The organism is Cupriavidus sp. FW216-B1, from assembly GCF_058789195.1.
On the sequence record NZ_JBYTEL010000023.1, the window covers coordinates 26,381 to 49,105 of the forward strand.

The 22,725-nt window shown below is 70.1% G+C and carries 17 protein-coding genes; 5 read left to right on the top strand and 12 right to left on the bottom strand.

Going from position 1 to position 22,725, the window contains the following annotated elements; all coding sequences use genetic code 11:
• Positions 1-20: 20 nt before the first annotated feature.
• From AC3WXD_RS29845 to AC3WXD_RS29870, 6 genes are all read right to left on the bottom strand, one after another.
• Positions 21-1,295: a dihydroorotase gene (locus AC3WXD_RS29845; protein WP_492325269.1), complete on the bottom strand. Its 1,275-nt coding sequence runs from the start codon at positions 1,293-1,295 to the stop codon at positions 21-23.
• Between the two features lie 58 nt (positions 1,296-1,353).
• Entirely contained in the window at positions 1,354-2,325 is a 972-nt protein-coding gene (locus AC3WXD_RS29850; protein WP_020206189.1) for an aspartate carbamoyltransferase catalytic subunit, read from the bottom strand.
• A gap of 129 nt (positions 2,326-2,454) precedes the next feature.
• Positions 2,455-2,982: a bifunctional pyr operon transcriptional regulator/uracil phosphoribosyltransferase PyrR gene (gene pyrR / locus AC3WXD_RS29855; RefSeq protein ID WP_020206188.1), complete on the bottom strand. Its 528-nt coding sequence runs from the start codon at positions 2,980-2,982 to the stop codon at positions 2,455-2,457.
• Positions 2,979-3,419: a Holliday junction resolvase RuvX gene (ruvX, locus tag AC3WXD_RS29860; protein WP_492325270.1), complete on the bottom strand. Its 441-nt coding sequence runs from the start codon at positions 3,417-3,419 to the stop codon at positions 2,979-2,981. The genes pyrR and ruvX overlap by 4 nt, the downstream gene beginning before the upstream one ends.
• A complete protein-coding gene (locus AC3WXD_RS29865; protein WP_020206186.1) occupies positions 3,412-3,984 on the bottom strand; it encodes a YqgE/AlgH family protein in 573 nt (190 codons plus the stop codon). The genes ruvX and AC3WXD_RS29865 overlap by 8 nt, the downstream gene beginning before the upstream one ends.
• A 103-nt stretch (positions 3,985-4,087) precedes the next feature.
• Positions 4,088-4,801 carry a 16S rRNA pseudouridine(516) synthase gene (locus tag AC3WXD_RS29870; RefSeq protein ID WP_492325271.1) on the bottom strand — a complete coding sequence of 238 codons (714 nt, stop codon included), beginning with the start codon at positions 4,799-4,801 and terminating at the stop codon, positions 4,088-4,090.
• A gap of 135 nt (positions 4,802-4,936) precedes the next feature.
• On the opposite strand from AC3WXD_RS29870, the gene AC3WXD_RS29875 reads away from it, so the two are divergent.
• The gene (locus AC3WXD_RS29875) at positions 4,937-6,538 is read left to right on the top strand and encodes a cryptochrome/photolyase family protein (RefSeq protein WP_492325272.1); all 1,602 of its coding nucleotides are present in this window, start codon (positions 4,937-4,939) and stop codon (positions 6,536-6,538) included.
• Between the two features lie 27 nt (positions 6,539-6,565).
• Here AC3WXD_RS29875 and AC3WXD_RS29880 read toward each other — a convergent pair whose 3' ends face one another.
• From AC3WXD_RS29880 to hemC, 3 genes are read right to left on the bottom strand one after another with little or no spacing between them, the layout of a single operon-like run.
• Entirely contained in the window at positions 6,566-7,756 is a 1,191-nt protein-coding gene (locus tag AC3WXD_RS29880) for a heme biosynthesis protein HemY (protein WP_059411104.1), read from the bottom strand.
• Positions 7,757-7,759: 3 nt separating this feature from the next.
• Positions 7,760-9,961: a fused uroporphyrinogen-III synthase HemD/membrane protein HemX gene (hemDX, locus tag AC3WXD_RS29885; protein WP_059411102.1), complete on the bottom strand. Its 2,202-nt coding sequence runs from the start codon at positions 9,959-9,961 to the stop codon at positions 7,760-7,762.
• Between the two features lie 9 nt (positions 9,962-9,970).
• Positions 9,971-10,972 (bottom strand): hydroxymethylbilane synthase, encoded by a 1,002-nt coding sequence (gene hemC, locus AC3WXD_RS29890; RefSeq protein WP_059411100.1) that lies wholly within the window; start codon positions 10,970-10,972, stop codon positions 9,971-9,973.
• Between the two features lie 71 nt (positions 10,973-11,043).
• On the opposite strand from hemC, the gene ppc reads away from it, so the two are divergent.
• From ppc to AC3WXD_RS29910, 4 genes are all read left to right on the top strand, one after another.
• Positions 11,044-14,121 carry a phosphoenolpyruvate carboxylase gene (gene ppc, locus AC3WXD_RS29895; protein ID WP_492325273.1) on the top strand — a complete coding sequence of 1,026 codons (3,078 nt, stop codon included), beginning with the start codon at positions 11,044-11,046 and terminating at the stop codon, positions 14,119-14,121.
• A gap of 362 nt (positions 14,122-14,483) precedes the next feature.
• Positions 14,484-15,893 (top strand): argininosuccinate lyase, encoded by a 1,410-nt coding sequence (gene argH / locus AC3WXD_RS29900; RefSeq protein ID WP_492325274.1) that lies wholly within the window; start codon positions 14,484-14,486, stop codon positions 15,891-15,893.
• A 204-nt stretch (positions 15,894-16,097) separates the two neighbouring features.
• Positions 16,098-16,640, top strand: a complete 543-nt coding sequence (locus tag AC3WXD_RS29905; RefSeq protein ID WP_420993424.1) for a TRAP transporter small permease subunit — start codon at positions 16,098-16,100, stop codon at positions 16,638-16,640.
• Entirely contained in the window at positions 16,640-18,376 is a 1,737-nt protein-coding gene (locus AC3WXD_RS29910) for a TRAP transporter large permease (protein ID WP_492325306.1), read from the top strand. The genes AC3WXD_RS29905 and AC3WXD_RS29910 overlap by 1 nt, the downstream gene beginning before the upstream one ends.
• 178 nt (positions 18,377-18,554) lie before the next feature.
• On the opposite strand, the gene AC3WXD_RS29915 is transcribed toward AC3WXD_RS29910, so the two are convergent.
• The 3 genes from AC3WXD_RS29915 to dcd form a co-directional block, all read right to left on the bottom strand.
• A complete protein-coding gene (locus tag AC3WXD_RS29915; protein ID WP_492325275.1) occupies positions 18,555-19,535 on the bottom strand; it encodes a quinone oxidoreductase family protein in 981 nt (326 codons plus the stop codon).
• Between the two features lie 166 nt (positions 19,536-19,701).
• Positions 19,702-21,975 (bottom strand): arginine/lysine/ornithine decarboxylase, encoded by a 2,274-nt coding sequence (locus AC3WXD_RS29920; RefSeq protein WP_020204345.1) that lies wholly within the window; start codon positions 21,973-21,975, stop codon positions 19,702-19,704.
• A gap of 154 nt (positions 21,976-22,129) precedes the next feature.
• Entirely contained in the window at positions 22,130-22,696 is a 567-nt protein-coding gene (gene dcd, locus AC3WXD_RS29925) for a dCTP deaminase (protein ID WP_492325276.1), read from the bottom strand.
• Positions 22,697-22,725 lie beyond the last annotated feature (29 nt).

Sequence of the window (22,725 nt, forward strand, 5' to 3'; positions counted from 1 at the left end):
CGTGGCTCCCCGGCACGGTGTCAGTGCAGTTCGTGGACGACGTGGCCGCTGACGAGCGTGGCGCGCACGCGGCCGCGCATGTCGTAGCCGAGCCACGGCGAGTTCTTGCCCTGGCTCTTGAGCACACGCCGCTCAACCTTCCATTCCTGTGCGGGGTGGAAGATGCAGATGTCGGCGGTGCTGCCGCTGGCCAGCGTGCCGGCGGGCAGGCCCAGCACGCGCGCGGGCTCGGAGGTGATGCGGGCGAGCGCGCTGGCGAGCGGGACCTTGTGCTGCTCGGCCCAGCGCAGCGTCAGCGGCAGCAGCAGTTCGAGCCCGGTGGCGCCGGGCGAGGCTTCGGCGAAGGGCAGCAGCTTTTCGTCGTCGTCCACCGGGGTGTGGTCGGAGCACAGCGCGTCGATGGTGCCGTCGATCAGCCCGGCGATGATGGCGTCGCGGTCGCGGCTGCCGCGCAGCGGCGGCGAGAAGCGCATCTGCGAGTTGAAGTAGCCGATGTCCATATCGGTCAGCGAGACGTGATGGATGTTGACGTCGCAGGTCACGGCCAGGCCTTCGCGCTTGGCCTGGCGCACCAGCTCGATGCCGGCGGCGGAGGACAGGCGGCACAGGTGCACGCGCGCGCCGGTGCTGCGCATGAGTTCGAAGATGGTGTGCAGGCGCACGGTCTCGGCGATCACGGACACGCCGGACAGGCCGAGGCGCGAGGCCACCGCGCCGCTGGCGGCCACGCCGCCGCCGAGATAGGGATCCTCGGGGCGCAGCCACACGGTGAAGCCGAAGGTCTGCGCGTATTGCAGCGCGCGCAGCAGCACGCGGGTGTCGCGGATCGGGGCTTCGGCCTGCGAGAAGCCGATGCAGCCGGCCTCGGTGAGCTGCGACATCTCGGTCAGCGTTTCGCCCTTGAGGCCGAGCGTGAGCGCGCCGAGCGGATAGACGTGGGTCTGGTTGAGCGTGCGGGCGCGGAACTTGAGCATTTCCACCAGGCCGGGCTCGTCGAGCACCGGATCGGTGTCGGGCGGGCAGACCAGGCTGGTGACGCCGCCGGCGGTGGCGGCGGCCACCTCGGATTCGAGCGTGGCCTTGTATTCGTAGCCGGGCTCGCGCAGGCGCGCGGAGAGGTCGACCAGGCCGGGGCAGACGACCAGCCCGCTGGCGTCGATGGTCTTGTTGGCGTGGAAGTCCGCCGGCGCGCTGCCGACGCCGACGACCTTGCCGGCGGCAATGTAGAGGTCTTGCTGCGCATCGACGTTCGCGGCCGGGTCGATCAGGCGGCCGCCTTTGATGTGGATCTTCATATCGTGTCGCTTGGCTTGTTGCGGTTGTTCTGGCTGTGGCGCTGGAGTGCGGTCGCGGTCAGTCGTGGTTCCCGGCCACGATCCCCATCACCGCCATGCGCACGGCGATGCCGAAGGTCACCTGGTTGAGGATCACGGACTGCGGCCCGTCGGCCACGGCGGAGTCGATCTCCACGCCGCGGTTCATCGGGCCGGGGTGCATCACGATGGCGTCGGGCCTGGCCAGCGCCAGCCGCTCGGGCGTGAGGCCGTAGGCCTTGAAGTATTCCTGCGCCGACGGCAGCAGCGCGCCGCTCATGCGTTCGTTCTGCAGGCGCAGCATGATGACCACGTCGACGCCCTTGAGCCCTTCTTCCATGTTGTGGAACACGCGCACGCCCATCTGCTCCAGGCCGGACGGCAGCAGCGTGCGCGGGCCGATCGCGCGCACTTCGGGCACGCCCAGCGTGGTCAGCGCGTGGATGTCGGAGCGCGCCACGCGCGAGTGCAGGATGTCGCCCACGATGGCCACCGTGAGCTTGGTGAAGTCCTGCTTGTAATGGCGGATCGTGTACATGTCGAGCAGCCCCTGGGTGGGGTGCGCGTGGCGGCCGTCGCCGGCGTTGATCACGTGCACGTGCGGCGCGACGTGCTCGGCGATCAGGTAGGGCGCGCCGGAGCTGGCGTGGCGCACCACGAACATGTCGGCCGACATCGCCGACAGGTTGTTGATGGTGTCGAGCAGCGACTCGCCCTTGCTGGTCGAGGACGCGTTGATGTTCAGGTTGAGCACGTCGGCCGAGAGCCGCTTGGCGGCGATCTCGAAGGTGGTGCGGGTGCGCGTGGAGTTCTCGAAGAACAGGTTGAACACGCTCTTGCCGCGCAGCAAGGGCACCTTTTTGACGTCGCGGTCGGAATCGGACAGCGAGACGAACTGGCTGGCCGTGTCGAGGATGTGCGCGATCATCTCGCGCGACAGGCCTTCGATCGACAGCAGGTGCTTGAGCTCGCCGTTCTTGGTCAGTTGCGGGTTGCGGAACGTCTTGATCATGGCAGTGGAAGAGAGCCGGGCGGCGGCGATTGGCTGGTCTGGAGCGGTCTGGTTCGTTGCTGAGCTTGCAGGCCGGCCCGGCGTGGCGGGCATCCGCCCGCGCGCGCCCGGCCCGGCCATGCGCCGGCCTCAGTTGCCGGTGGCCTCGACGGCGAAGGCGAAACGCATGCCGGCGCCGCTGCCCTCGTGCGACAGCACCAGCGTGGTGCCGGGCGGCAGCTCGACGTGCGCGGCGACGAAGTCGGCCGCGGCCGGCAGCTCGCGCCCGCCGCGGTCGGCCAGCACGGCCAGCGCCACGCGGGCCGGGCGGCCGTAGTCGAACAGTTCGTTGACGGCGGCGCGGATGGTGCGGCCGGTGGCGAGCACGTCGTCGATCAGCAGGATCTTGCGGTCCTGCACGTCGAACGGCAGCGTGGTCGGCTGGGCCTGGCTGTGCAGGCCCTTCTTGGCGTAGTCGTCGCGGTGGAAGGCGACGTTGATGACCCCGTGGCCGGCCAGATGCAGGTCGGCGGCCAGCCGCTCGGCGATCCAGGCGCCGCCGGAATGGATGCCGGCCACCGACCATTGCGCACGCTCGGCGTCAGGCAGCGCGGCCTGCACCTGGTCGCGCAGCGTGCGATAGAGCGCCTCGGCGTCTGGAGAGGAAGTCTGGGTCATAGGGGATGCTGGTCGAAGTACTGTTGCAGGATAAGGCGGGCGGCCTCGGCATCGAGCTCGCCGGGCCGGTAGCCGGCCATCTGGGCCAGGCGCGAGGTGTAGCGTTCGTCGACCCACTCCACCGGCAGGCCGAAGCGGCCGTTGAGCTGGTTGCCGAAGCGGCGGGCGAGGCGCATGGAAGGCTGCTCGCCGCCGTCCGGGTTGACCGGCATGCCCACCACGAACCGCACCGGCGCCCATTCCCTGACGAGCGCGGCCACCGCTTCGAAGCGGGCTTCCACGGTGGGATTGGGCAGGATGACGAGCGGGCGCGCCTCGCGCGTGATGAAGTTGCCGAGCGCCACGCCGATCTTCTTCTCGCCGTAGTCGAAGGCGAGGACGGTGCCGTCGGCGGGCAGCGGGCGTGGCGGCGTGGACGCCGCTGCGCCCTCAGGCATGCCCGGCCTCGCCCGAGAGCATGGTGAAGTCGATGCCCAGCAGGCGGATGGCGGCGGCGAAGCGTTCTTCGGGCGGCACGCTGAAGATGATCTCGGGATCGGCCTGGACCGTCAGCCAGCCGTTGCGGCTGAGCTCGTCCTCGAGCTGCCCGGCGCCCCAGCCGGCGTAGCCGAGCGTGAGCAGGAAGCGGTGCGGGCCGCTGCCGTTGGCGACGGCTTCGAGCACGTCCTTGGAGGTGGTCATCTCGAGCCCGCCGGGCACCGCCAGCGACGAGACGTAGATGCCGACCGGATCATGCAGCACGAAACCGCGCTCGGTCTGCACCGGACCGCCGAAATACACGGGCTGCTGCGCCACCGGCTGGATCTCGAGCTTGAGGTCGATCTTGTCGAACAGCGTGGCCATGTCGATGTCGATAGGCCGGTTGATCACCAGGCCCAGCGCGCCGCGGTCGTTGTGCTCGCACAAATAGACGACGGAACCCGAAAAGGTCGGGTCTGCCATGCCGGGCATGGCAATCAGGAACTGATTGGTGAGATTGATTGGGGCTTCCAGCGTCGCCATCCCTGCATTTTATCAAATCAAAGCCGTCCGTCCGGAAAAGATTCGCCCATGCCGCACTGCAACATGAACACCCTTCCGGCCCCGGCGCGCGTTGCCGCGCGCCCTACTCCTTGCGCGTCAGCGCGGCGAGGTCGTCCGGCGTGAGCCAGCGCCATTCGCCCGGCGCCAGTGCCGGCTCCAGCACCAGCCCGCCGATGGCGCTGCGGTGCAGCGCCTCCACGTGGTTGCCGGCCGCCGCCACCATGCGCTTGACCTGATGGTACTTGCCCTCCGACAGGGTCAGGCGCAGGCCGCGCTCGCCGGTGGCCTCGCAGGCCACGGCGGCAAGCGGCGCCGGCTCGTCCTCCAGTTGCACGCCGGCCAACAGCGCGTCGACCTGGGCCTGCGTGACGGGCTCGGCGGTCGTCACCTCGTAGACCTTGGGCACCTTCTTCTTGGGCGAGGTCTGGGCGTGGATGAACTGGCCGTCGTCCGACAGCAGCAGCAGCCCGGTGGTGTCCTGGTCGAGCCGGCCCACCGCCTGCACCTCGCGCTGGCGCAGCGGCACCGGCAGCAGGTTGTACACGCTGGGATGGTGGCGCGGGCGCTGCGAGCATTCGTAGCCGACCGGCTTGTTGAGCATCAGGTAGGCCTTGGTGTGGCCGATCCATTCCTCGCCGTCCACGGTCAGGCGCAGCCCGTCGATCTCGAACTGCGCGCGCGAGTCCTCGCACAGCACGCCGTCGACCTCGACCAGGCCGGCGCCGATCAGGTCGCCGCAGTAGCGGCGGGTGCCGAAGCCTTGCGATTGGAGGATGCGGTCGAGTGTGGTGGCCATGTCTTGCTTCTTGCTGTCTGGAATGCTGGAAAAATCGGGAAGTATATGCACCGGCATGCAAAACCGGCGCCGCGGCGCGGCCTCCGGCCGCCCGTGTGCTAGGGTAGCAGGCTTCAATCCCGAGGAACGCCGATCTTGCCCACCCCGCCCGCCGGCACGCGCCAGCCCTACCGGATCGACCGGCGCTTCGAACGCGGCCTGGTCTGGTTCCGGCGCGACCTGCGCGCCGACGATCACGCGGCGCTGCATTATGCCCTCAAGCACTGCCGCCGGGTGTGGTGCGCGTTCGTGTTCGACCGCGAGATCCTCGCCGCGCTGCGCGCGCGCGGCCTTGCCGCCGACCGCCGCGTGGAGTTCATCCTCGCCTCGCTGGCGCCGCTGGACGCCGCCCTCAGGGCGGCCGGCGGCGGCCTGATCGTGCTCGACGCCGCGGCGCGCGCGGCCATCCCCGCGCTGGCCGCCGAACTGGACGCGGAGGCGGTCTTCGCCAACCACGACTACGAGCCCGCCGCGCAGGCGCGCGATGCCGACGTCGGCCAGGCGCTGGCGGCGGCATCCCGCGCCTTCTTCACCTTCAAGGACCAGGCGGTCTTCGAGCGCGACGAGATCCTGACCGGCCAGGGCGCGCCGTTCTCGGTGTTCACGCCGTACAAGAACGCCTGGCTCAAGGCGCTGCTGCCGTTCGACCTCAAGCCCTACCCGGTCGAGCCTTACCTGCCGGCGCTCGCCCCGGTCCCCAGGGCCCACGCGCGGGCGCTGCCCACGCTGCGCGCGCTGGGTTTCGCGCCATCCAACCTGGCCGAGATCGCCATGCCGGCGGGCAGCGCCGGCGCCCACGCGCTGCTCGGCGACTTCCTCGCGCGCATGGGCGACTACGCCCGGCGGCGCGACTTTCCCGCGCTGCGCGGGCCGAGCTACCTGTCGGTGCACCTGCGCTTCGGCACGCTCTCGATCCGCACGCTGGCGCGCGCGGCCCACGAGGCGGTGCTGCACGGCGGCGCCGACAGCGCGGGCGCGGCGACGTGGCTGTCGGAGCTGATCTGGCGCGACTTCTATTTCATGATCCTGCACCACCATCCGCGCGTGGCCGCCGGACAGGCGTTCCATGCGGCCTACGACGCCATCCGCTGGGTGGGGGGCGACACCGGCGAGCGCTATTTCCAGGCCTGGCGCGACGCCCGCACCGGCTACCCGCTGGTGGACGCGGCCATGCTGCAGATCCGGCAGAGCGGCTACATGCACAACCGCCTGCGCATGGTGGCGGCCAGTTTCCTGGTCAAGGACCTCGGCGTGGACTGGCGGCGCGGCGAGCAGTATTTCGCCGACCAGCTCAACGATTTCGACCTGGCCGCCAACAACGGCGGCTGGCAGTGGGCGGCCTCGACCGGCTGCGACGCGCAGCCCTACTTCCGCATCTTCAACCCGGTCACGCAATCGCAGAAGTTCGATCCGCAGGGGCGCTTCATCCGCAAGTACCTGCCGCAACTGGCGCGGCTGCCGGACAAGTACGTCCACGCCCCGTGGACCGCGCCCGACGACGTGCTGGCCGCCGCCGGCGTGAAGCTCGGCGAGGACTACCCGCGCCCGCTCGTGCAGCACGACGTGGCGCGCAGGGAGACGCTCGCGCGTTACGCGGTGGTGAAGGAAAAACGCCCGGACGGCAGTCCGGGCGAGGCGGATACAAAGTCGGAGGCGGGGGCGATTCCCGACGACGCGGGCGGCAAACCGGCCGGATGAGCGCCCGGCGCGGCGGCCGCTACCTCGCTACGCCGCCAGCATGGCGCTTTCGCGATAGTGCTTCTGCGCTTCCTCGGGCCGCTCGGTCTCTTCGTACAGCCGGCCCAGCGCCAGGTGCGCGCGCACGCGCAGCCGGCGCTGCGATTCGTCGTCGGCGTACCGCAGCGCGCGCTCGAAGCTCGACTGGGCCTTGCCCCACAGCTTCTCGCCCAGGCACAGCATGCCCAGCGCGAAATACAGGTCGGCATCGACCGGATGCTGCGCCAGCCATTTCTCGGCCTGCTGGATCTGCGGCAGCGCGTGGCCCGGCTCGGCGCATTCGGCATAGCGCAGCACCAGCCGGCTGTCCCAGTTCACCTTGAGCGCGTCTTCCACGATCTTGCGCGCCTCGTCCTGGCGGCCCAGCGCGGCGAAGTAGCGCGCGGCGGGCTCGGCGATGCGCGCGGCGCGGCGCTCGTCGGCCGACAGCGAGCGCCACAGGTCCTGCAGCGCCTCGGCGTCGTGGCGGCGCTCTTCGAGCAGCGCTTCGCAGGCCAGTTGCTTGAGGCGCAGCGCCAGCACCGGGTGGATGGCGTTGCGCTTTTCCAGCGAGCGCGCCAGGCGCAGCACCTCGGACCAGTTCTTCAGGTGCTGGTGCGCGCGCAGCGCGATGCGCTGCACGTGGATCTGGCGCGCGCCCTGCGACTGCAGTTGCGCGATGGTCTCGAGCGCGCCTTCGGCGTCGCGCGCGTCGACCAGCAGCTCGGCCATCGACACCAGCCGCGCCTGCTCGCGCTCGGGGTCGGTGACTTGCGCCATCCAGGCGTCGCGCCGCTCCATTTCCTGCATGCGGTGCGCGGCGCGCGCGCCGATCAGCGCCGCGGTCTGGGCCTGCTCGGGCCAGGCCTGGGCTTCGCGCGCGGTGCGCTCGGCGCGCGCGAAGCGGCCGGCGAACAGGTTCTCGATCGACTCGCGCAGCGCGGCCTGCGCGCGGTTCATGCGGCTGCGCTCGCGGTAGGCGGCGGCGCGCCCGGGCATCTCCGACAGGTGCCGCACCGTGGTGAGGATGGTCCAGACCACGAAGAACGCCAGCAGCAGCAGGGCCAGCGCGAGGTTGAGCGAGAGTTCGACCCGGTACGGCGGGTAGAACAGCACCACGTTGCTTTGGTTGAATTGCGTAAACAGCGCCAGTCCGACCGCGCCGCCAAAGAGGATCGCCACCCAGAACAGAAGCCGCATGCGCTACTCCTTCTTGAGCGCCTGCAGCGCGCCGAGGCTTTCCGCCATCGTCGGCAGCTGCACCGACACCGCGCCGGCCTGGGCCTGCTTGAGCAGCGTCAGCGCGGCCTGCACGCGGCGCGACTTGGTGTCGAAATAGCGGCCGATCATGGCCTGCGCGGCGGCGAGGTCGTTGCGGAACACCGGCTCGTTGCGCGACAGCAGCGCCAGCCGCGCGTTGAGCAGGCGCAGCTTGACGTTCTCGCGCAGGAACCAGCCCTGGTCGCCGGTCAGCAGCAGCGCCTGGGCGTCGTCCACGCGGCGGATGCGGATGACCTGCGTCAGCTCGTCGCGCACGCTGTCCCACAGGCCGCCGAACCAGCCGGCCACGGCGTTGCCCACCGACGGCGCGGCGGCGCTGCGCGCCACGTTCTTCGTATTGCCCTTGTCGGGCTTCGCCTCGGCCCTGGTGGTCGCCTCCGCCTTGCGCGCGTCGGCCTCGCTGCGCTCGAGCATGCGCTCGCTCGACAGCAGCGGCAGCGTGTCGACCTGGTTGATGGCTTCGTCGAGCTTGATGGCGGCGCCGGTCAGGTCGGTGTCCGGCACCGCCTTCATGCGCGCGACATCGCGCGCGATGGCCCGGCGCAGCAGGTTGTACTGCGGCTTGTCGGTGCGCGCCAGGCGGGTGTCGGCGCTTTGCAGCGCGGCCAGCGCCACCTGCACGTTGCCGGTCAGCTGGAGCTGCTGGCCGGCGTTGGTCAGCAGTTGCTGGATCTCGGCGATTTCCCAGTCGTCGCGGTTGCGCATCAGGTCCTGGTAGACCTGTTCGAGCGCGGACTGCTTGTCGCGCGCCTCGCCGAGCTGGCCGTCGAGCGCGCCGACCTTGGCCTGCAGCTCCTTGACCGTGTCCTGCGCGTTGCGCGACAACACGCGCGTTTCCTGCACCAGCGCGTCGTTGCTCTGCTGGCGCCGCGCCAGTTCCTGCGTAAGGTGCTCGACGCGGTTCTGCAGCCACCAGAAGCCGCCGCCGATGGCGAGGATCAGCAGGACCAGCAGCAGCCACCACGGACTGACGCGCGCCGCGCCGCGGGCGGGCGGCGCCGCGGGTGGCGGGCTGGTGGCGGGAGGAGCGGTAGCGGTATGTTCTTGCGTCACGCGATCGGCCTTCGTTGGCGTTGTTGACGATATGGCGGAGGAAGCGTTGTCCGGCAAGGCCGGCGGCGGCGGCGCCACCGTTGCCACGGCGGACGGTGCCGATGCCGGCGCCGGCATCGGCGCGGGCGGGCCGGCGTGGGCCTGGGCCCACTGGCGGCACGCGGCGAGCAGGCCTTCGTCGCCCGGCGCGGCGCGCAGCACGTGCGCGAAGCCCAGCGCGGCGGCCTGCTCGGCGATTCTCGCATGCGGCGCGATGCACTGCACCTGGCGCAGGCCCGCCAGCTCCTGCGGGCTGAGCGCTTCGCGGGCCATGCCGTCGAGATTGCGCACGGCCTCGGAACTGGTCAGCAGCCACGCCTGCGGCGGCGCGCCCGGCTTGAGCCCGTCGCGCACGGCCTGCCACTGCATGCTGCCGGGCGCGGGCACCGAGCGCCGGTAGGCCTCGACGGCGCGCACCTCGGCGCCGGCGCCGCGCAGGCGCTCGGCCAGCCAGTCGCGCCCGCCGTTGCCGCGCACGATCAGGACCTGGCGCCCGGCCAGCGCCGCCGCGCCGAGCTGGCTGTCGATCTGCTGCCACAGGGCTTCGGAGTCGAAGCGGGTGTCGCCGCCGTCGTTGCCGTTGCTGCTGTCGTTGCCGTTGCCATTGCCGTTTTCGTTGTCGGCGCCGTCGCCGTTGTCGGCCAGGCCGGCGCCGTCCGCCTCATGCGCATGGCTGCCCGCCGGCGCGATCACGCGGCAGGCGGGCGCGGCGATGCCGCGTTCGGCCAGCGCGGCCACGCTGGCCGGGCCGACCACCGCGAGCGGCACGGCCTCGGGCCAGCGCGGCGCGGGCTTGTCCTGCACCTGGGCCAGCGCGTCGAGCGCGAAAGCCACGGCATTGGGGCTGACGAAGACCACCAGCGCGAAGTCCGCCAGTTGCGCCAGCGCGGCGCGCAGCGGGCCTTCGTCGGCGGCGGGGCCGATCGCCAGCAGGGGAAAGCCGAGCACGTCCAGGCCGGCTGCCGAGAGCGCCTCGGTCAGTTGCCGGGACTGCCCGGCGGGTCGTGTCACAACGACGGTCGGGCGGGGCATGGGCCGGCCTCAGGCGGGAGCTTGCGGCGAAGCCGGATCCGCCAGCGCGGCCAGGATGCCGGCGGCGCCCTGGTCGAGCAGGTCGCGGGCGACGGCGCTGCCGAGCGCCTCGGCGCGGGCCACCGCGTCGTCGCCCGCGACCAGCGCCGCGGCGCTGGCGCGCACGCTGCGGCTGCCGTCGGGCAGCGCCACGAAGGCGTCGATGCGCAGCTGCGCGCCGTCCCAGCGCGCGTGGGCGGCCAGCGGCACCTGGCAGGAGCCGCCCAGCAGGCGCGACACGGCGCGCTCGGCGGTCACGGCCAGCGCGCTGGGCGCGTGGTTGAGCGGGGCAAGCCAGGCGGCCAGCTCGGGGCGGCCGGCGGGAATCTCGATGCCCAGCGCGCCCTGGCCCGCGGCCGGCAGCGAGCTGACCGGATCGAGCACGGCGCGGATGCGGCCGGCCAGCCCGAGGCGCTTGAGCCCGGCGGCGGCCAGGATGATGGCGGCGTAGTCGCCGCGGTCGAGCTTGGCCAGGCGCGTGTCGAGGTTGCCGCGCAGCGGGCGGATCTCCAGGTGCGGGTAGCGCGCGCGCAGCGCGGCCTCGCGGCGCAGGCTGGAGGTGCCCACCACGGTGCCGGCGGGCATCTCGTCGAGCGAGCCGAAGCGCGCCGACACCAGCGCGTCGTGCGGGTCCTCGCGCTCCATGATGGCGGCCAGCGCAAACCCGGCGGGTAGCTCCATCGGCACATCCTTGAGCGAGTGCACGGCGAGATCGGCGCGGCCGTCGGCCATCGCGATCTCCAGCTCCTTGACGAAGAGCCCCTTGCCGCCGACTTTCGACAGCGTGCGGTCTAGAATCTGGTCTCCGCGGGTCGTCATGCCCAGGATGGACACATCGCACGCGGGATAGTATTGTTGCAACGCAGCACGCACATGCTCGGCCTGCCACATCGCCAGACGGCTTTCGCGGGAGGCGATGACAAGCTTGCGCGGCGCGGCGCCGGAGGAAGACTGGGGAACGGATGCTTGCATCCGCGCATGTTAGCACGCACCCCAAGCCGCTCCAGGCGACGAATAAGAGAGACGAGACAACAGGAGATTGCATGACGCAGCAAGCCGCGCGCCCTGCCGGCCGGCGCCAGACCGCCGCCAGCCGGGCCGACGCCCCCGATGCCGCCCTGGCCCTGGCCACGGTTCCCGCAAGCCCCCCCGCCCCGCCCGCCGCCGGCGCCAGACCGGCCCGGCTCCCCCGATCCGCCGACGCCGCCAAGCCCGTCAAGGCCACCAGGCCCACCAGGCCCACCAAGGCCGCCAGTGCCGCGAACGCCACCGCCGCGCCGGTGCCGGCCCGCCGCGCCAGCGACAAGGACGTGCCGCTGCGCGAGGACATCCGCTTCCTGGGCCGCCTGCTGGGCGACTGCGTGCGCGAGCAGGAAGGCGAGGCCGCCTTCGAGCTGGTCGAGACCATCCGCCAGATGGCGGTGCGCTTTCGCCGCGAGAACGACCGCGCCGCCGGCGCCGAGCTGGACCGCCTGCTCAAGCGCCTGTCGCGCGACCAGACCAACTGGGTGGTGCGCGCGTTCAGCTATTTCTCGCACCTGGCCAACATCGCCGAGGACCAGCACCACAACCGCCGCCGCCGCGTGCACGCGCTGGCCGGCTCGCCGGCGCAGCCGGGCAGCCTGGCGCGCGCGCTGCAGGCCATCGACGCGGCCGGCGTGTCGGGCAAGACCCTGCGCCAGTTCTTCGACGAGGCGCTGATCGTGCCGGTGCTCACCGCCCACCCGACCGAGGTGCAGCGCAAGAGCATCCTCGACGCCGAGCGCGAGATCGCGCGCCTGCTGGCCGAGCGCGACCTGCCCATGACCGCGCGCGAGCGCGAGCACAACACCGCGCTGCTGCGCGCGCGCGTGACCACGCTGTGGCAGACCCGCATGCTGCGCAACACGCGCCTGATGGTGGTGGACGAGATCGAGAACGCGCTGTCCTACTACCGCACCTGCTTCCTGCGCGGCATCCCGCAGCTGATGAGCGAGCTGGAGGAGGACATCGCCGCGGTGTTCCCGGCCTCGCGCCGCCACAAGGGCGCGCCGGCCGCCGCCGGCCCGGCGCAGCTCGCGCCGTTCTTCCAGATGGGCTCGTGGATCGGTGGCGACCGCGACGGCAACCCCAACGTCACCGCGGCCACGCTGGAGCAGGCCGCGACCAAGCAGTCGTCGCTGATCCTGGAGTGGTACCTGGACGAGGTGCACGCGCTCGGCGCCGAGCTGTCGATGTCCAGCCTGATGGTGGAGGCCAGCCCCGAGCTGCTGGCGCTGGCCGACATCTCGCCCGACCACTCCGACCATCGCGCCGACGAGCCCTACCGCCGCGCGCTGATCGGCATCTACGCGCGCCTGGCGGCCACCTGCCTGGCCATCAACGGCCAGGCCGCGCCGCGCCACCCGGTGGCCGACGCCGCGCCCTACGCCGACGCGCAGTCGTTCGCCGCCGACGTGCAGGTGGTGACCGACTCGCTGCGCGCCCACCACGGCGCGGCGCTGGCGCGCACGCGCATCGACGCGCTGGCCAAGGCCATCGCCGTGTTCGGCTTCCACCTGGCGTCGATCGACATGCGCCAGGTCTCCGACGTGCACGAAGCCGTGATCGCCGAGCTGTTCGCCGCCGCCGGCGTGGAGGCCGACTACGCCGGCCTGCCCGAGGCGCGCAAGCTCGAGCTGCTGCTGGCCGAGCTGCGCCAGCCGCGCCTGCTGACGCTGCCGTGGCACACCTACTCCGAGCAGACCCGCAGCGAACTCGCCATCCTGGACACCGCGCGCCAGCTGCGCGCCCGCTACGGCGCGCGCGTGGCGCGCAACTACATCATCTCGCACACCGAGACGCTGTCCGACCTGGTGGAGGTGATGCTGCTGCAGAAGGAAGCCGGCATGCTGCGCGGCACGCTCGGCAGCAAGACCGACCCGGCCCGCATGGAGCTGATGGTGATCCCGCTGTTCGAGACCATCGAGGACTTGCGCAACGCCGCCGGCATCATGCAGTCGCTGCTGGAGCTGCCCGGCTTCGCCCCGGTGATCGCCCACCACGGCGGCGAGCAGGAAGTGATGCTGGGCTATTCGGACTCCAACAAGGACGGCGGCTTCCTGACCTCGAACTGGGAGCTGTACAAGGCCGAGCTGGCGCTGGTGCAGCTGTTCGAGCAGCGCAAGGTCAAGCTGCGCCTGTTCCACGGCCGCGGCGGCACGGTCGGCCGCGGCGGCGGCCCGACCTACCAGGCCATCCTGTCGCAGCCGCCGGGCACGGTCAACGGGCAGATCCGCCTGACCGAGCAGGGCGAGATCATCAACAGCAAGTTCGCCAACGCCGAGATCGGCCGGCGCAACCTGGAGACGGTGATCGCCGCCACGCTGGAAGCGTCGCTGCTGCCCACGCAGAACGCGCCGAAGGAGCTGGCCGCGTTCGAGGCGATGATGCAGCGGCTCTCGGACCGCGCCTTCGCGTCCTACCGCGACCTGGTCTACGACACGCCGGGCTTCAAGGACTATTTCTTCGCCACCACGCCGATCACCGAGATCGCCGACCTGAACCTCGGCTCGCGCCCGGCCTCGCGCAAGCTGATGGACAAGAAGCACCGCCGCATCGAGGACCTGCGCGCGATTCCGTGGGGCTTCTCGTGGGGCCAGTGCCGGCTGCTGCTGCCGGGCTGGTTCGGCTTCGGCAGCGCGGTCAGGGCGGTGCTGGACGCGGCGCCCGACGACAAGGCGCGCAAGGCGGCGCAGGCCACGCTGCGGCGCATGGTCAAGTCGTGGCCGTTCTTCTCCACGCTGCTGTCCAACATGGACATGGTGCTGGCCAAGACCGACCTCGCGGTGGCCTCGCGCTACGCCGCGCTGTGCGAGGACGCGGCGCTGCGCAAGACCGTGTTCGCGCGCATCAGCGCCGAGTGGCACCTGACCTGCGACATGCTGGCGCTGATCACCGGGCGCCAGGAGCGCCTGGCCGACAACCCGCTGCTGGCGCGCTCGATCAAGAACCGCTTCGCCTACCTCGACCCGCTCAACCACTTGCAGGTGGAGCTGCTCAAGCGCTACCGCTCGGGCAAGGACGGCGACGACATCCGCGTGCGGCGCGGCATCCACCTCACCATCAACGGGGTGGCGGCGGGGCTGCGCAACAGCGGCTGATTCCGCGGGTTCCGCGGGTTCCGCCGATTCCGCCGATTCCGCCGATTCCGCCGACCCCGCCGGGGCCTCGGCGGCGCCAGTCCGCCCGGCCCGGGTTTCCGTTCGGGCCGCGGCAGGCTCGCGCGCGCCGGCCCGCGCCGGTCTTGTGCCGCAGGCATCACCCGCCGCCGGCCATCGGCGCCGCGGCGCGCCCGCCCGGCCGGCCCCGGCGCGCCGCCGGCGTCCGCGCGGCCTGCCGCCGGCGCCAGCCACAAGCCGGGCTGGGAAGGCGGCGGCAGCGATATAATCGCTGTTTCCCCGATTTTCCCGCTCGCGCCGCGGTGCCGCCGCCGGCCTGCGAGCCAACCCAGCCTTACCCGCCCATGACCTCCCAACTTGCCAAGAAAGGCGAAGCCTGGTCCGCCCGCTTCTCCGAACCGATGTCCGACCTGGTGAAGCGCTACACCGCTTCGGTGTTCTTCGACAAGCGCCTGGCGCTGTTCGACATCCAGGGCTCGCTCGCGCACGCCGCCATGCTGGCCAAGCAGGGAATCATCGCCGAGGCCGACCGTGCCGAGATCGAGCGCGGCATGGCGCAGATCCGTGCCGAGATCGAGGCCGGCGGCTTCGAGTGGAAGCTCGACCTGGAAGACGTCCACCTCAACATCGAGGCGCGCCTGACCGCGCTGGTCGGCGACGCCGGCAAGCGCCTGCACACCGGCCGCTCGCGCAACGACCAGGTCGCCACCGACATCCGCCTGTGGCTGCGCAGCGAGATCGACGCCATCATCGGCCTGCTGGGCGCGCTGCGCGGCGCGCTGCTGGACCTGGCCGAGAAGAACGCCGGCACCATCCTGCCCGGCTTCACCCACCTGCAGGTGGCGCAGCCGGTCACCTTCGGCCACCACCTGCTGGCCTACGTGGAGATGTTCACGCGCGACGCCGAGCGCATGGCCGACTGCCGCCGCCGCGTCAACCGCCTGCCGCTGGGCGCCGCCGCGCTGGCCGGCACCAGCTACCCGATCGACCGCGAGTTCGTGGCGCAGCAGCTTGGCTTCGACGGCGTGTGCCGCAACTCGCTCGACGCCGTGTCCGACCGCGACTTCGCCATCGAATTCTGCGCCGCCTCGGCGCTGGTGATGACCCACGTCTCGCGCTTCTCCGAGGAACTGGTGATCTGGATGAGCCCGCGCGTGGGCTTCATCGACATCGCCGACCGCTTCTGCACCGGCAGCTCGATCATGCCGCAGAAGAAGAACCCGGACGTGCCCGAGCTGGCGCGCGGCAAGACCGGCCGCGTCAACGGCCACCTGGTCGGCCTGCTGACGCTGATGAAGGGCCAGCCGCTGGCGTACAACAAGGACAACCAGGAAGACAAGGAACCGCTGTTCGACACGGTCGACACCGTGGCCGACACGCTGCGCATCTTCGCCGACATGGTGCCGGGCATCTCCGTCAAGCCCGACAACATGCGCGCCGCCGCGCTGCAGGGCTACGCCACCGCCACCGACCTGGCCGACTACCTGGTCAAGCGCGGCCTGCCGTTCCGCGACGCGCACGAAGCCGTGGCCCACGCCGTGCGCGCCTGCGACGACCGCCGCTGCGACCTGGCCGACCTCACCGTGGCCGAGCTGCGCGAGGCCACCGGCCTGGGCGACAAGGCCGCGCTGATCGGCGACGACGTGCACGCGGTGCTGACGCTGGAAGGCTCGGTCGCGGCGCGCGACCATGTCGGCGGCACCGCGCCGGCGCAGGTGCGCGCGGCGATCGCCGCCGCGCGCACGGCGCTTTGAGCGAAACGCCGTCCGCCGATGTAGGTCCCACGTAAGCCGCGCATCGCGCAAGAGCCGCCAGGGCGCATGCCCTCGGCGGCTTTTTCATTTGTGCCGCCGGTTCGCGCCGCCGATCTTTGCGCAATGCGGTAGGTATTAGCCCCAAGCGCCGATGCATTTTGTTACAGATAAACTAATCGGCGCAAAAACAGGGGGAGACAACCCATGTACTACTTGCTTGGTCTGTCACGGCAGATCGACAGGTTGAATCAGCACACGGGCAGGCTTGCAAACATCATGATCCTGCTGTCGTGCCTGATCAGCGCGGGCAACGCCCTGCTGCGTTACGGCTTCAACCTCAGCGACAACTGGCCGCTCGAACTGCAGTGGTACATGTTCGCCATCGCCGTGATGTTCGGCGCGTCGTACACGTTCCAGCGCAACGAGCACGTGCGCGTGGACCTGATCTACGGCAACGTGTCCGAGCGCGCGCAGCACTGGATCGACATCTTCGGCATCGTCGTCTTCCTGCTGCCTTCGTGCGTGCTGTTCGCGTGGCTGTCGTGGGAATCCCTGTTCCTGCCCTCGTGGCGCATCCTCGAGCAATCCGGCAACTCCGGCGGCCTGCCGCGCTACCCGATCAAGCTGGTGGTGCCGCTCGGCTTCGCCCTGCTCGGCCTGCAAGGCGTGTCCGAACTGATCAAGCGCATTGCCGCCCTCAAGGGGCTGGTGCGCATCGAATCGAAATACGAGAGGCCGGTGCAATGATGATTCCGTTGGAATATATGCCGCCGCTCATGTTCGGCGGCCTGGTGGTATTCATGCTGATCGGCTTCCCGGTCGCATTCTCGCTGTCGGCGGTCGGCCTCGCGTTCGGCTTCCTCGCCATCGAGTGGGGCTATTTCCCGGTCAGCTTCCTGCAGGCGGTGCCGAGCCGCGTGTTCGGCAGCGTGCTGGCCAACGAGCTGCTGCTGGCGATCCCGTTCTTCACCTTCATGGGCGCGATCCTCGAGAAATGCGGGCTGGCCGAGGACATGCTCGACTCGATGGGCCAGCTGTTCGGCCCGGTGCGCGGCGGCCTGGGCTACTCGGTCATCATCGTCGGCTTCATCCTCGGCGCCATCACCGGCACGGTGGCGGCCCAGGTGATCGCGATGGCGATGATCTCGCTGCCGGTGATGATGCGCTACCGCTACAACATGAAGTACGCCACCGGGGTGCTGGCGGCGTCGGGCACCATCACGCAGCTGGTGCCGCCGTCGCTGGTGCTGGTGGTGCTGGCCGACCAGCTCAAGACGCCGATGGGCAGCGCCGACGTGGGCAGCATGTACCTGGGCGCGTGGGGCCCGTCGGTGGTGCAGATCGCGCTGTTCGCGCTCTACACCTTCGTGCTCGCGCGCATCAAGCCGGACTGGCTGCCGCCGGTGCCGGCGGAAGAGCGCACGCTGCGCGGCTGGGCGCTGTGGCGCAAGTGCCTGCGCGGCATCGTGCCGTGCGCGGTGCTGATCTTCCTGGTGCTGGGCACCATCATGCTGGGCATCGCCACGCCCACCGAGTCCGGCGCGATGGGCGCGGTCGGCGCGCTGGTGCTGGCGGTGCTGCGCAACCCCGGCTTCGGCAAGCTCGACCGCGCGCTCTACCGCACCGCCATCGCCGCCACCGGCATCGCCATCGTGGCCGGCTTCTTCGCCTTCGGCTCGCACCTGTTCCGCATTCCGCTGGCGGTGGTCTACCTCGTCATCGCCTGGCTGCTGCTGCGCGCCGGGCAGCTGACCGACCTGCGCGTGCTGATCGTCGACGCCTACCAGTCCACCGCGCGCATCACGGCGATGGTGGTGTTCATCCTGATCGGCTCGACCTGCTTCTCGGTGGTGTTCCAGGGCGTGGACGGCGGCGCGTGGGTGGAGCACATGTTCACCTCGCTGCCGGGCGGCTGGATCGGCTTCCTGCTGGTGGTCAACCTGTTCATCTTCTTCCTGGCGTTCTTCCTCGACTTCTTCGAGATCGCCTTCATCGTGGTGCCGATGCTGGCCCCGGTCGCGGTCAAGGTGCTGGCGCCGGTGGTGGCCGACTCGATGGGCGGCAACCCGGAGGCGGCCGCCACCGCGGCGCTGGTGTGGTTCGGCGTGATGCTGTGCGTGAACATGCAGACCTCGTTCATGCACCCGCCGTTCGGCTTCGCGCTGTTCTACCTGCGCGGCATCGCCCCCAAGGAAGTGAAAAGCGCGGACATCTACTGGGGCGCGCTGCCCTGGGTCGGCCTGCAGCTCATCATGGTGGTGATGGTGATGTTTTGGCCGGGCATGGTCACGATGTTCCTCGACAAGGGCTCGCTGCACCATAGCAACGCGGCGGAGGTGTCGATCCCGCTCGGCGGCGACAGCGGCGGAGCCTCGGCGCCGCCCTCGAGCGCGGCCGGCGGCGCCGGCACGCTCGAGCTGCCCTCGGCCCCGGCGCAGGACGAGCCGGCCGCGCCGCAGTTCGAGTTCGACAAGAAGAAGTGAGCGGGATGGGTGTCCTGCGCGGACAAGGGCCGCGCGGCGCGGCTTTCAGGCTGTCGGAGGTTTGCTCCCCTCTCCCATGAAATGGGCGAGGGGAGAACACAGGCGGCATGCTGGCTTTGCCGGCAATCCGAAGGTCCCGCACGCGGGACCTTTTTCTTTACCCGCCGCGCCCGGCCGCTCAGGGCAGCAGCACGATCGCGCCGGTGGTGGCGCGCGCCTCGGCCGCACGGTGCGCCTCGGCGACCTGCTCCAGCGGATAGCGCGCGCCGATGGTGGCGCGGATCGCGCCCTGTTCGATGGCCTGGAACACGTCCGCCGCGTTGGCGCGGAAGGTCTGGGTGTCGGCGTTGTGCGGGAACACCGAGGGCCGCGTCAGGAACAGGCAGCCCTTCTTGTTGAGCAGCTCCGGCTCGAACGCCGCGACCGGGCCCGATGCCGCGCCGTACAGCGCCACCAGCCCGAACGGCGCGGTGCAGTCGAGCGAGCCCATGAAGGTGTGCTGGCCGACCGAGTCGTAGACCACGCGCGCCTTGCGCCCGCCGGTGGCGTCGATCACCTGCCGCACCCAGTCCGCCTGCGAATAGTCGATGGCGGCGTCGCAGCCGGCCGCCCGCGCGACCTCGCACTTGGCTGGCGAGCCGGCCGTGCCGATCACCGTGGCGCCGAGCGCCTTGGCCCAGCTGGCGAGGATCTGGCCCACGCCGCCGGCGGCGGCATGCACGACCACGATGTCGCCGGGCTGCACGCGATGGGTCTTCTTCACCAGGTACTGCGCGGTCATGGCCTTGAAGAAGACCGCCGCGGCGGCCACGTCGTCGATGCCGTCGGGCAGCTTCACTACCTTGTCGGCGGCGACGTTGCGGCGCCCGGCGTAGGCGCCGATGCCGGCGTTCATGTAGACCACGCGGTCGCCCGCGCGCAGGTCCGCCACGCCCTCGCCCACCGCCTCGATCACGCCGGCGGCCTCGTGGCCGAGGCCGGTCGGGTTGGGCAGCGGATACTTGCCCGCGCGCTGGTACACGTCGATGTAGTTGAAGCCGACGGCGGTCTGGCGCAACTGCACCTCGCCCGCCGCCGGCGCCGGCAGGTCGACCGTCACCAGCCGCATCACCTCGACGCCGCCGAACTCAGTCAATTCCACTCTACGCGCTGAAGCCATGCTCACTCCGTCCGATGGGATTTCCACATGCCGCCGGGCCGCGGCGATTCAGGCGCCACTCTAGCGCATTCCCGCGCGGCTTGCCGGCGGGCGGATTGCCAATGGAAAGGGCCTCGCTCGCGCGAGGCCCTTGGGATGCCGGGGAGGCTCCTGCTGCCGGCCAGCCTCAGCGAACCTGCTTCACGCAGTCGACGAAATACGCCCTGCCGCCGCCGTCGGTCTCTTCCTCCACCAGGCCGTGGATGTCGGTCTCGAAGCCGGGGAACAGCTTGTTGAAGTCGCGCGCGAACTTCAGGTACTGCACGATGATGTGGTTGAAGCGCTCGCCCGGGATCAGCAGCGGGATGCCCGGCGGGTACGGCGTGAGCAGGATGGCGGTGACGCGGCCTTCGAGCTCGTCCACGGCCACGCGCTCGATCTCGCGGTGGGCCATCATGGCCCAGGCGTCGGACGGCTTCATCGCCGGCTCCATGTCCGACAGATACATCTCGGTGGTCACGCGCGCCACGTCGTTGGCCTTGTAGACGCTGTGGATGGCGTCGCACAGGTCGCGCAGGCCCATGCGCTCGTACTGCGGATGCTTGGCCACGAACTCGGGCAGCACGCGCCACAGCGGCTGGTTCTGGTCGTAGTCGTCCTTGAACTGCTGCAGCTCGGTCACCAGCGAGTTCCAGCGGCCCTTGGTGATGCCGATGGTGAACATGATGAAGAACGAGTACAGCCCGGTCTTCTCGATGATGATGCCGTGCTCGGCCAGGTACTTGGTGACGATGGCCGCCGGGATGCCGCGCTCGCTGAACTCGCCGTCCACGTCCAGGCCCGGGGTGATGATGGTGGCCTTGATCGGGTCGAGCAGGTTGAAGCCGTCGGCGAGATCGCCGAAGCCGTGCCAGCGCTCGTTGGACTTGAGCATCCATTCCTCGCGGTCGCCGATGCCGTCCTCGACCAGCGCGTCGGGGCCCCACACCTTGAACCACCAGTCGCCGTTGTTGCCGGCTTCGTAGTCGCCCTCGACCTTGCGCATGGCGCGGCGGAAGTCGATCGCTTCCTGGATGCTTTCCTCCACCAGCGCGGTGCCGCCCGGCGCTTCCATCATCGCCGCGGCCACGTCGCACGAGGCGATGATCGAGTACTGCGGGCTGGTCGAGGTGTGCATCAGGTACGCCTCGTTGAAGCGGTAGCGGTCCAGCTTGCGCGTCTCCGAGTCCTGCACGAGGATCTGCGAGGCCTGCGACAGGCCGGCCAGCAGCTTGTGCGTGGACTGCGTGGCGAACACCAGCGCGTCCTTGCTGCGCGGGCGGTCGCGGCCGATCGCGTGCATGTCGCGGTAGAACTCGTGGAACGCCGCGTGCGGCAGCCAGGCTTCGTCGAAATGCAGCGTGTCGATCTCGGTCGCCAGCATTTCCTTGATCTGCTCGGCGTTGTACAGCACGCCGTCGTAGGTGCCCTGGGTGATGGTCAGGATGCGCGGCTTCTGGTTCTTCGCCAGGCTGGCGAACGGGTGCGCGGCGATCTTGCGGCGGATGGTCTCGGGGTCGAACTCGCTCTTCGGGATCGGGCCGATGATGCCGTAGTGGTTGCGCGTGGGCATCAGGAACACCGGGATCGCGCCGGTCATCATGATCGCGTGCAGGATCGACTTGTGGCAGTTGCGGTCCACCACCACGATGTCGCCCGGCGCCACGTTGGCATGCCACACCATCTTGTTCGAGGTGGAGGTGCCGTTGGTGACGAAATACATGTGGTCGGAGTTGAAGATGCGCGCGGCATTGCGCTCCGAGGCCGCCACCGGGCCGGTGTGGTCGAGCAGCTGGCCGAGCTCGTCCACCGCGTTGCAGACGTCGGCGCGCAGCATGTTCTCGCCGAAGAACTGGTGGAACACCTGGCCGACCGGGCTCTTGAGGAACGCCACGCCGCCCGAGTGGCCCGGGCAGTGCCACGAGTACGAGCTGTCCTGCGCGTAGGCGATCAGCGCCTTGAAGAACGGCGGCGCCAGCGAATCCAGGTAGACCCGCGCCTCGCGGATGATGTGGCGCGCCACGAACTCCGGCGTGTCCTCGAACATGTGGATGAAGCCGTGCAGCTCGCGCAGGATGTCGTTGGGGATATGGCGCGAGGTGCGGGTCTCGCCGTACAGGAAGATCGGCAGGTCGGTGTTGCGGCGGCGCACTTCGTTGACGAAGGCGCGCAGCTTCTCGATGGCGGCGGCTTCGGGGCGGTCGTCCTCGCTGACGAATTCGTCGTCGTCGATCGACACGATGAACGACGAAGCGCGGCTGGACTGCTGCGCGAACGAGGTCAGGTCGCCGTAGCTGGTCAGGCCCATGACCTCCATGCCTTCCTGCTCGATGGCCTGCGCTAGCGCACGGATGCCCGAGCCGGAAATGTTCTCGGAGCGGAAGTCTTCATCGATGATGATGACGGGAAAGCGGAATTTCATAGGGCATCCTTGGACGGCAGGAAGGACTTGAGCCACATGGCCCGGGGACGCTCTCCCCTGGGCGGCATGTGGCTCGACGTTCGGGCTTGGCGCGCGGCCCGCCGGCGCTCACTCGGGAGCCGGCGCATGCCGCGACGCGCGCATTGTAAAGCGATCAGGTCTTCGGCAGTGTGACACCGTGCTGGCCCTGGTACTTCCCGCCGCGGTCGGCGTAGGAAGTCTCGCAGATATCGTCGCTTTCGAAGAACAGCACCTGGGCGCAGCCCTCGCCGGCGTAGATCTTGGCGGGCAGCGGCGTGGTGTTGGAGAACTCCAGCGTGACATAGCCTTCCCATTCCGGCTCGAACGGGGTCACGTTGACGATGATGCCGCAGCGCGCGTAGGTGCTCTTGCCCAGGCAGATGGTCAGCACGCTGCGCGGGATGCGGAAATACTCCATCGTGCGCGCCAGCGCGAACGAGTTGGGCGGGATGATGCAGACGTCGCCCTTGAAGTCGACGAAGGACTTCTCGTCGAAGTTCTTGGGATCGACGATGGTGCTATTGATGTTGGTGAATATCTTGAATTCGTCGGCGCAGCGGATGTCGTAGCCGTAGCTCGAGGTGCCGTAGGAAACGATCTTGCGGCCGTCGGACTCCCGTACCTGGCCGGGCTCGAACGGCTCGATCATGGCGTGCTGCTCCGCCATGCGGCGGATCCACTTGTCGGATTTGATGCTCATATGGGTACCGGGATGAACAAATGCGGGCA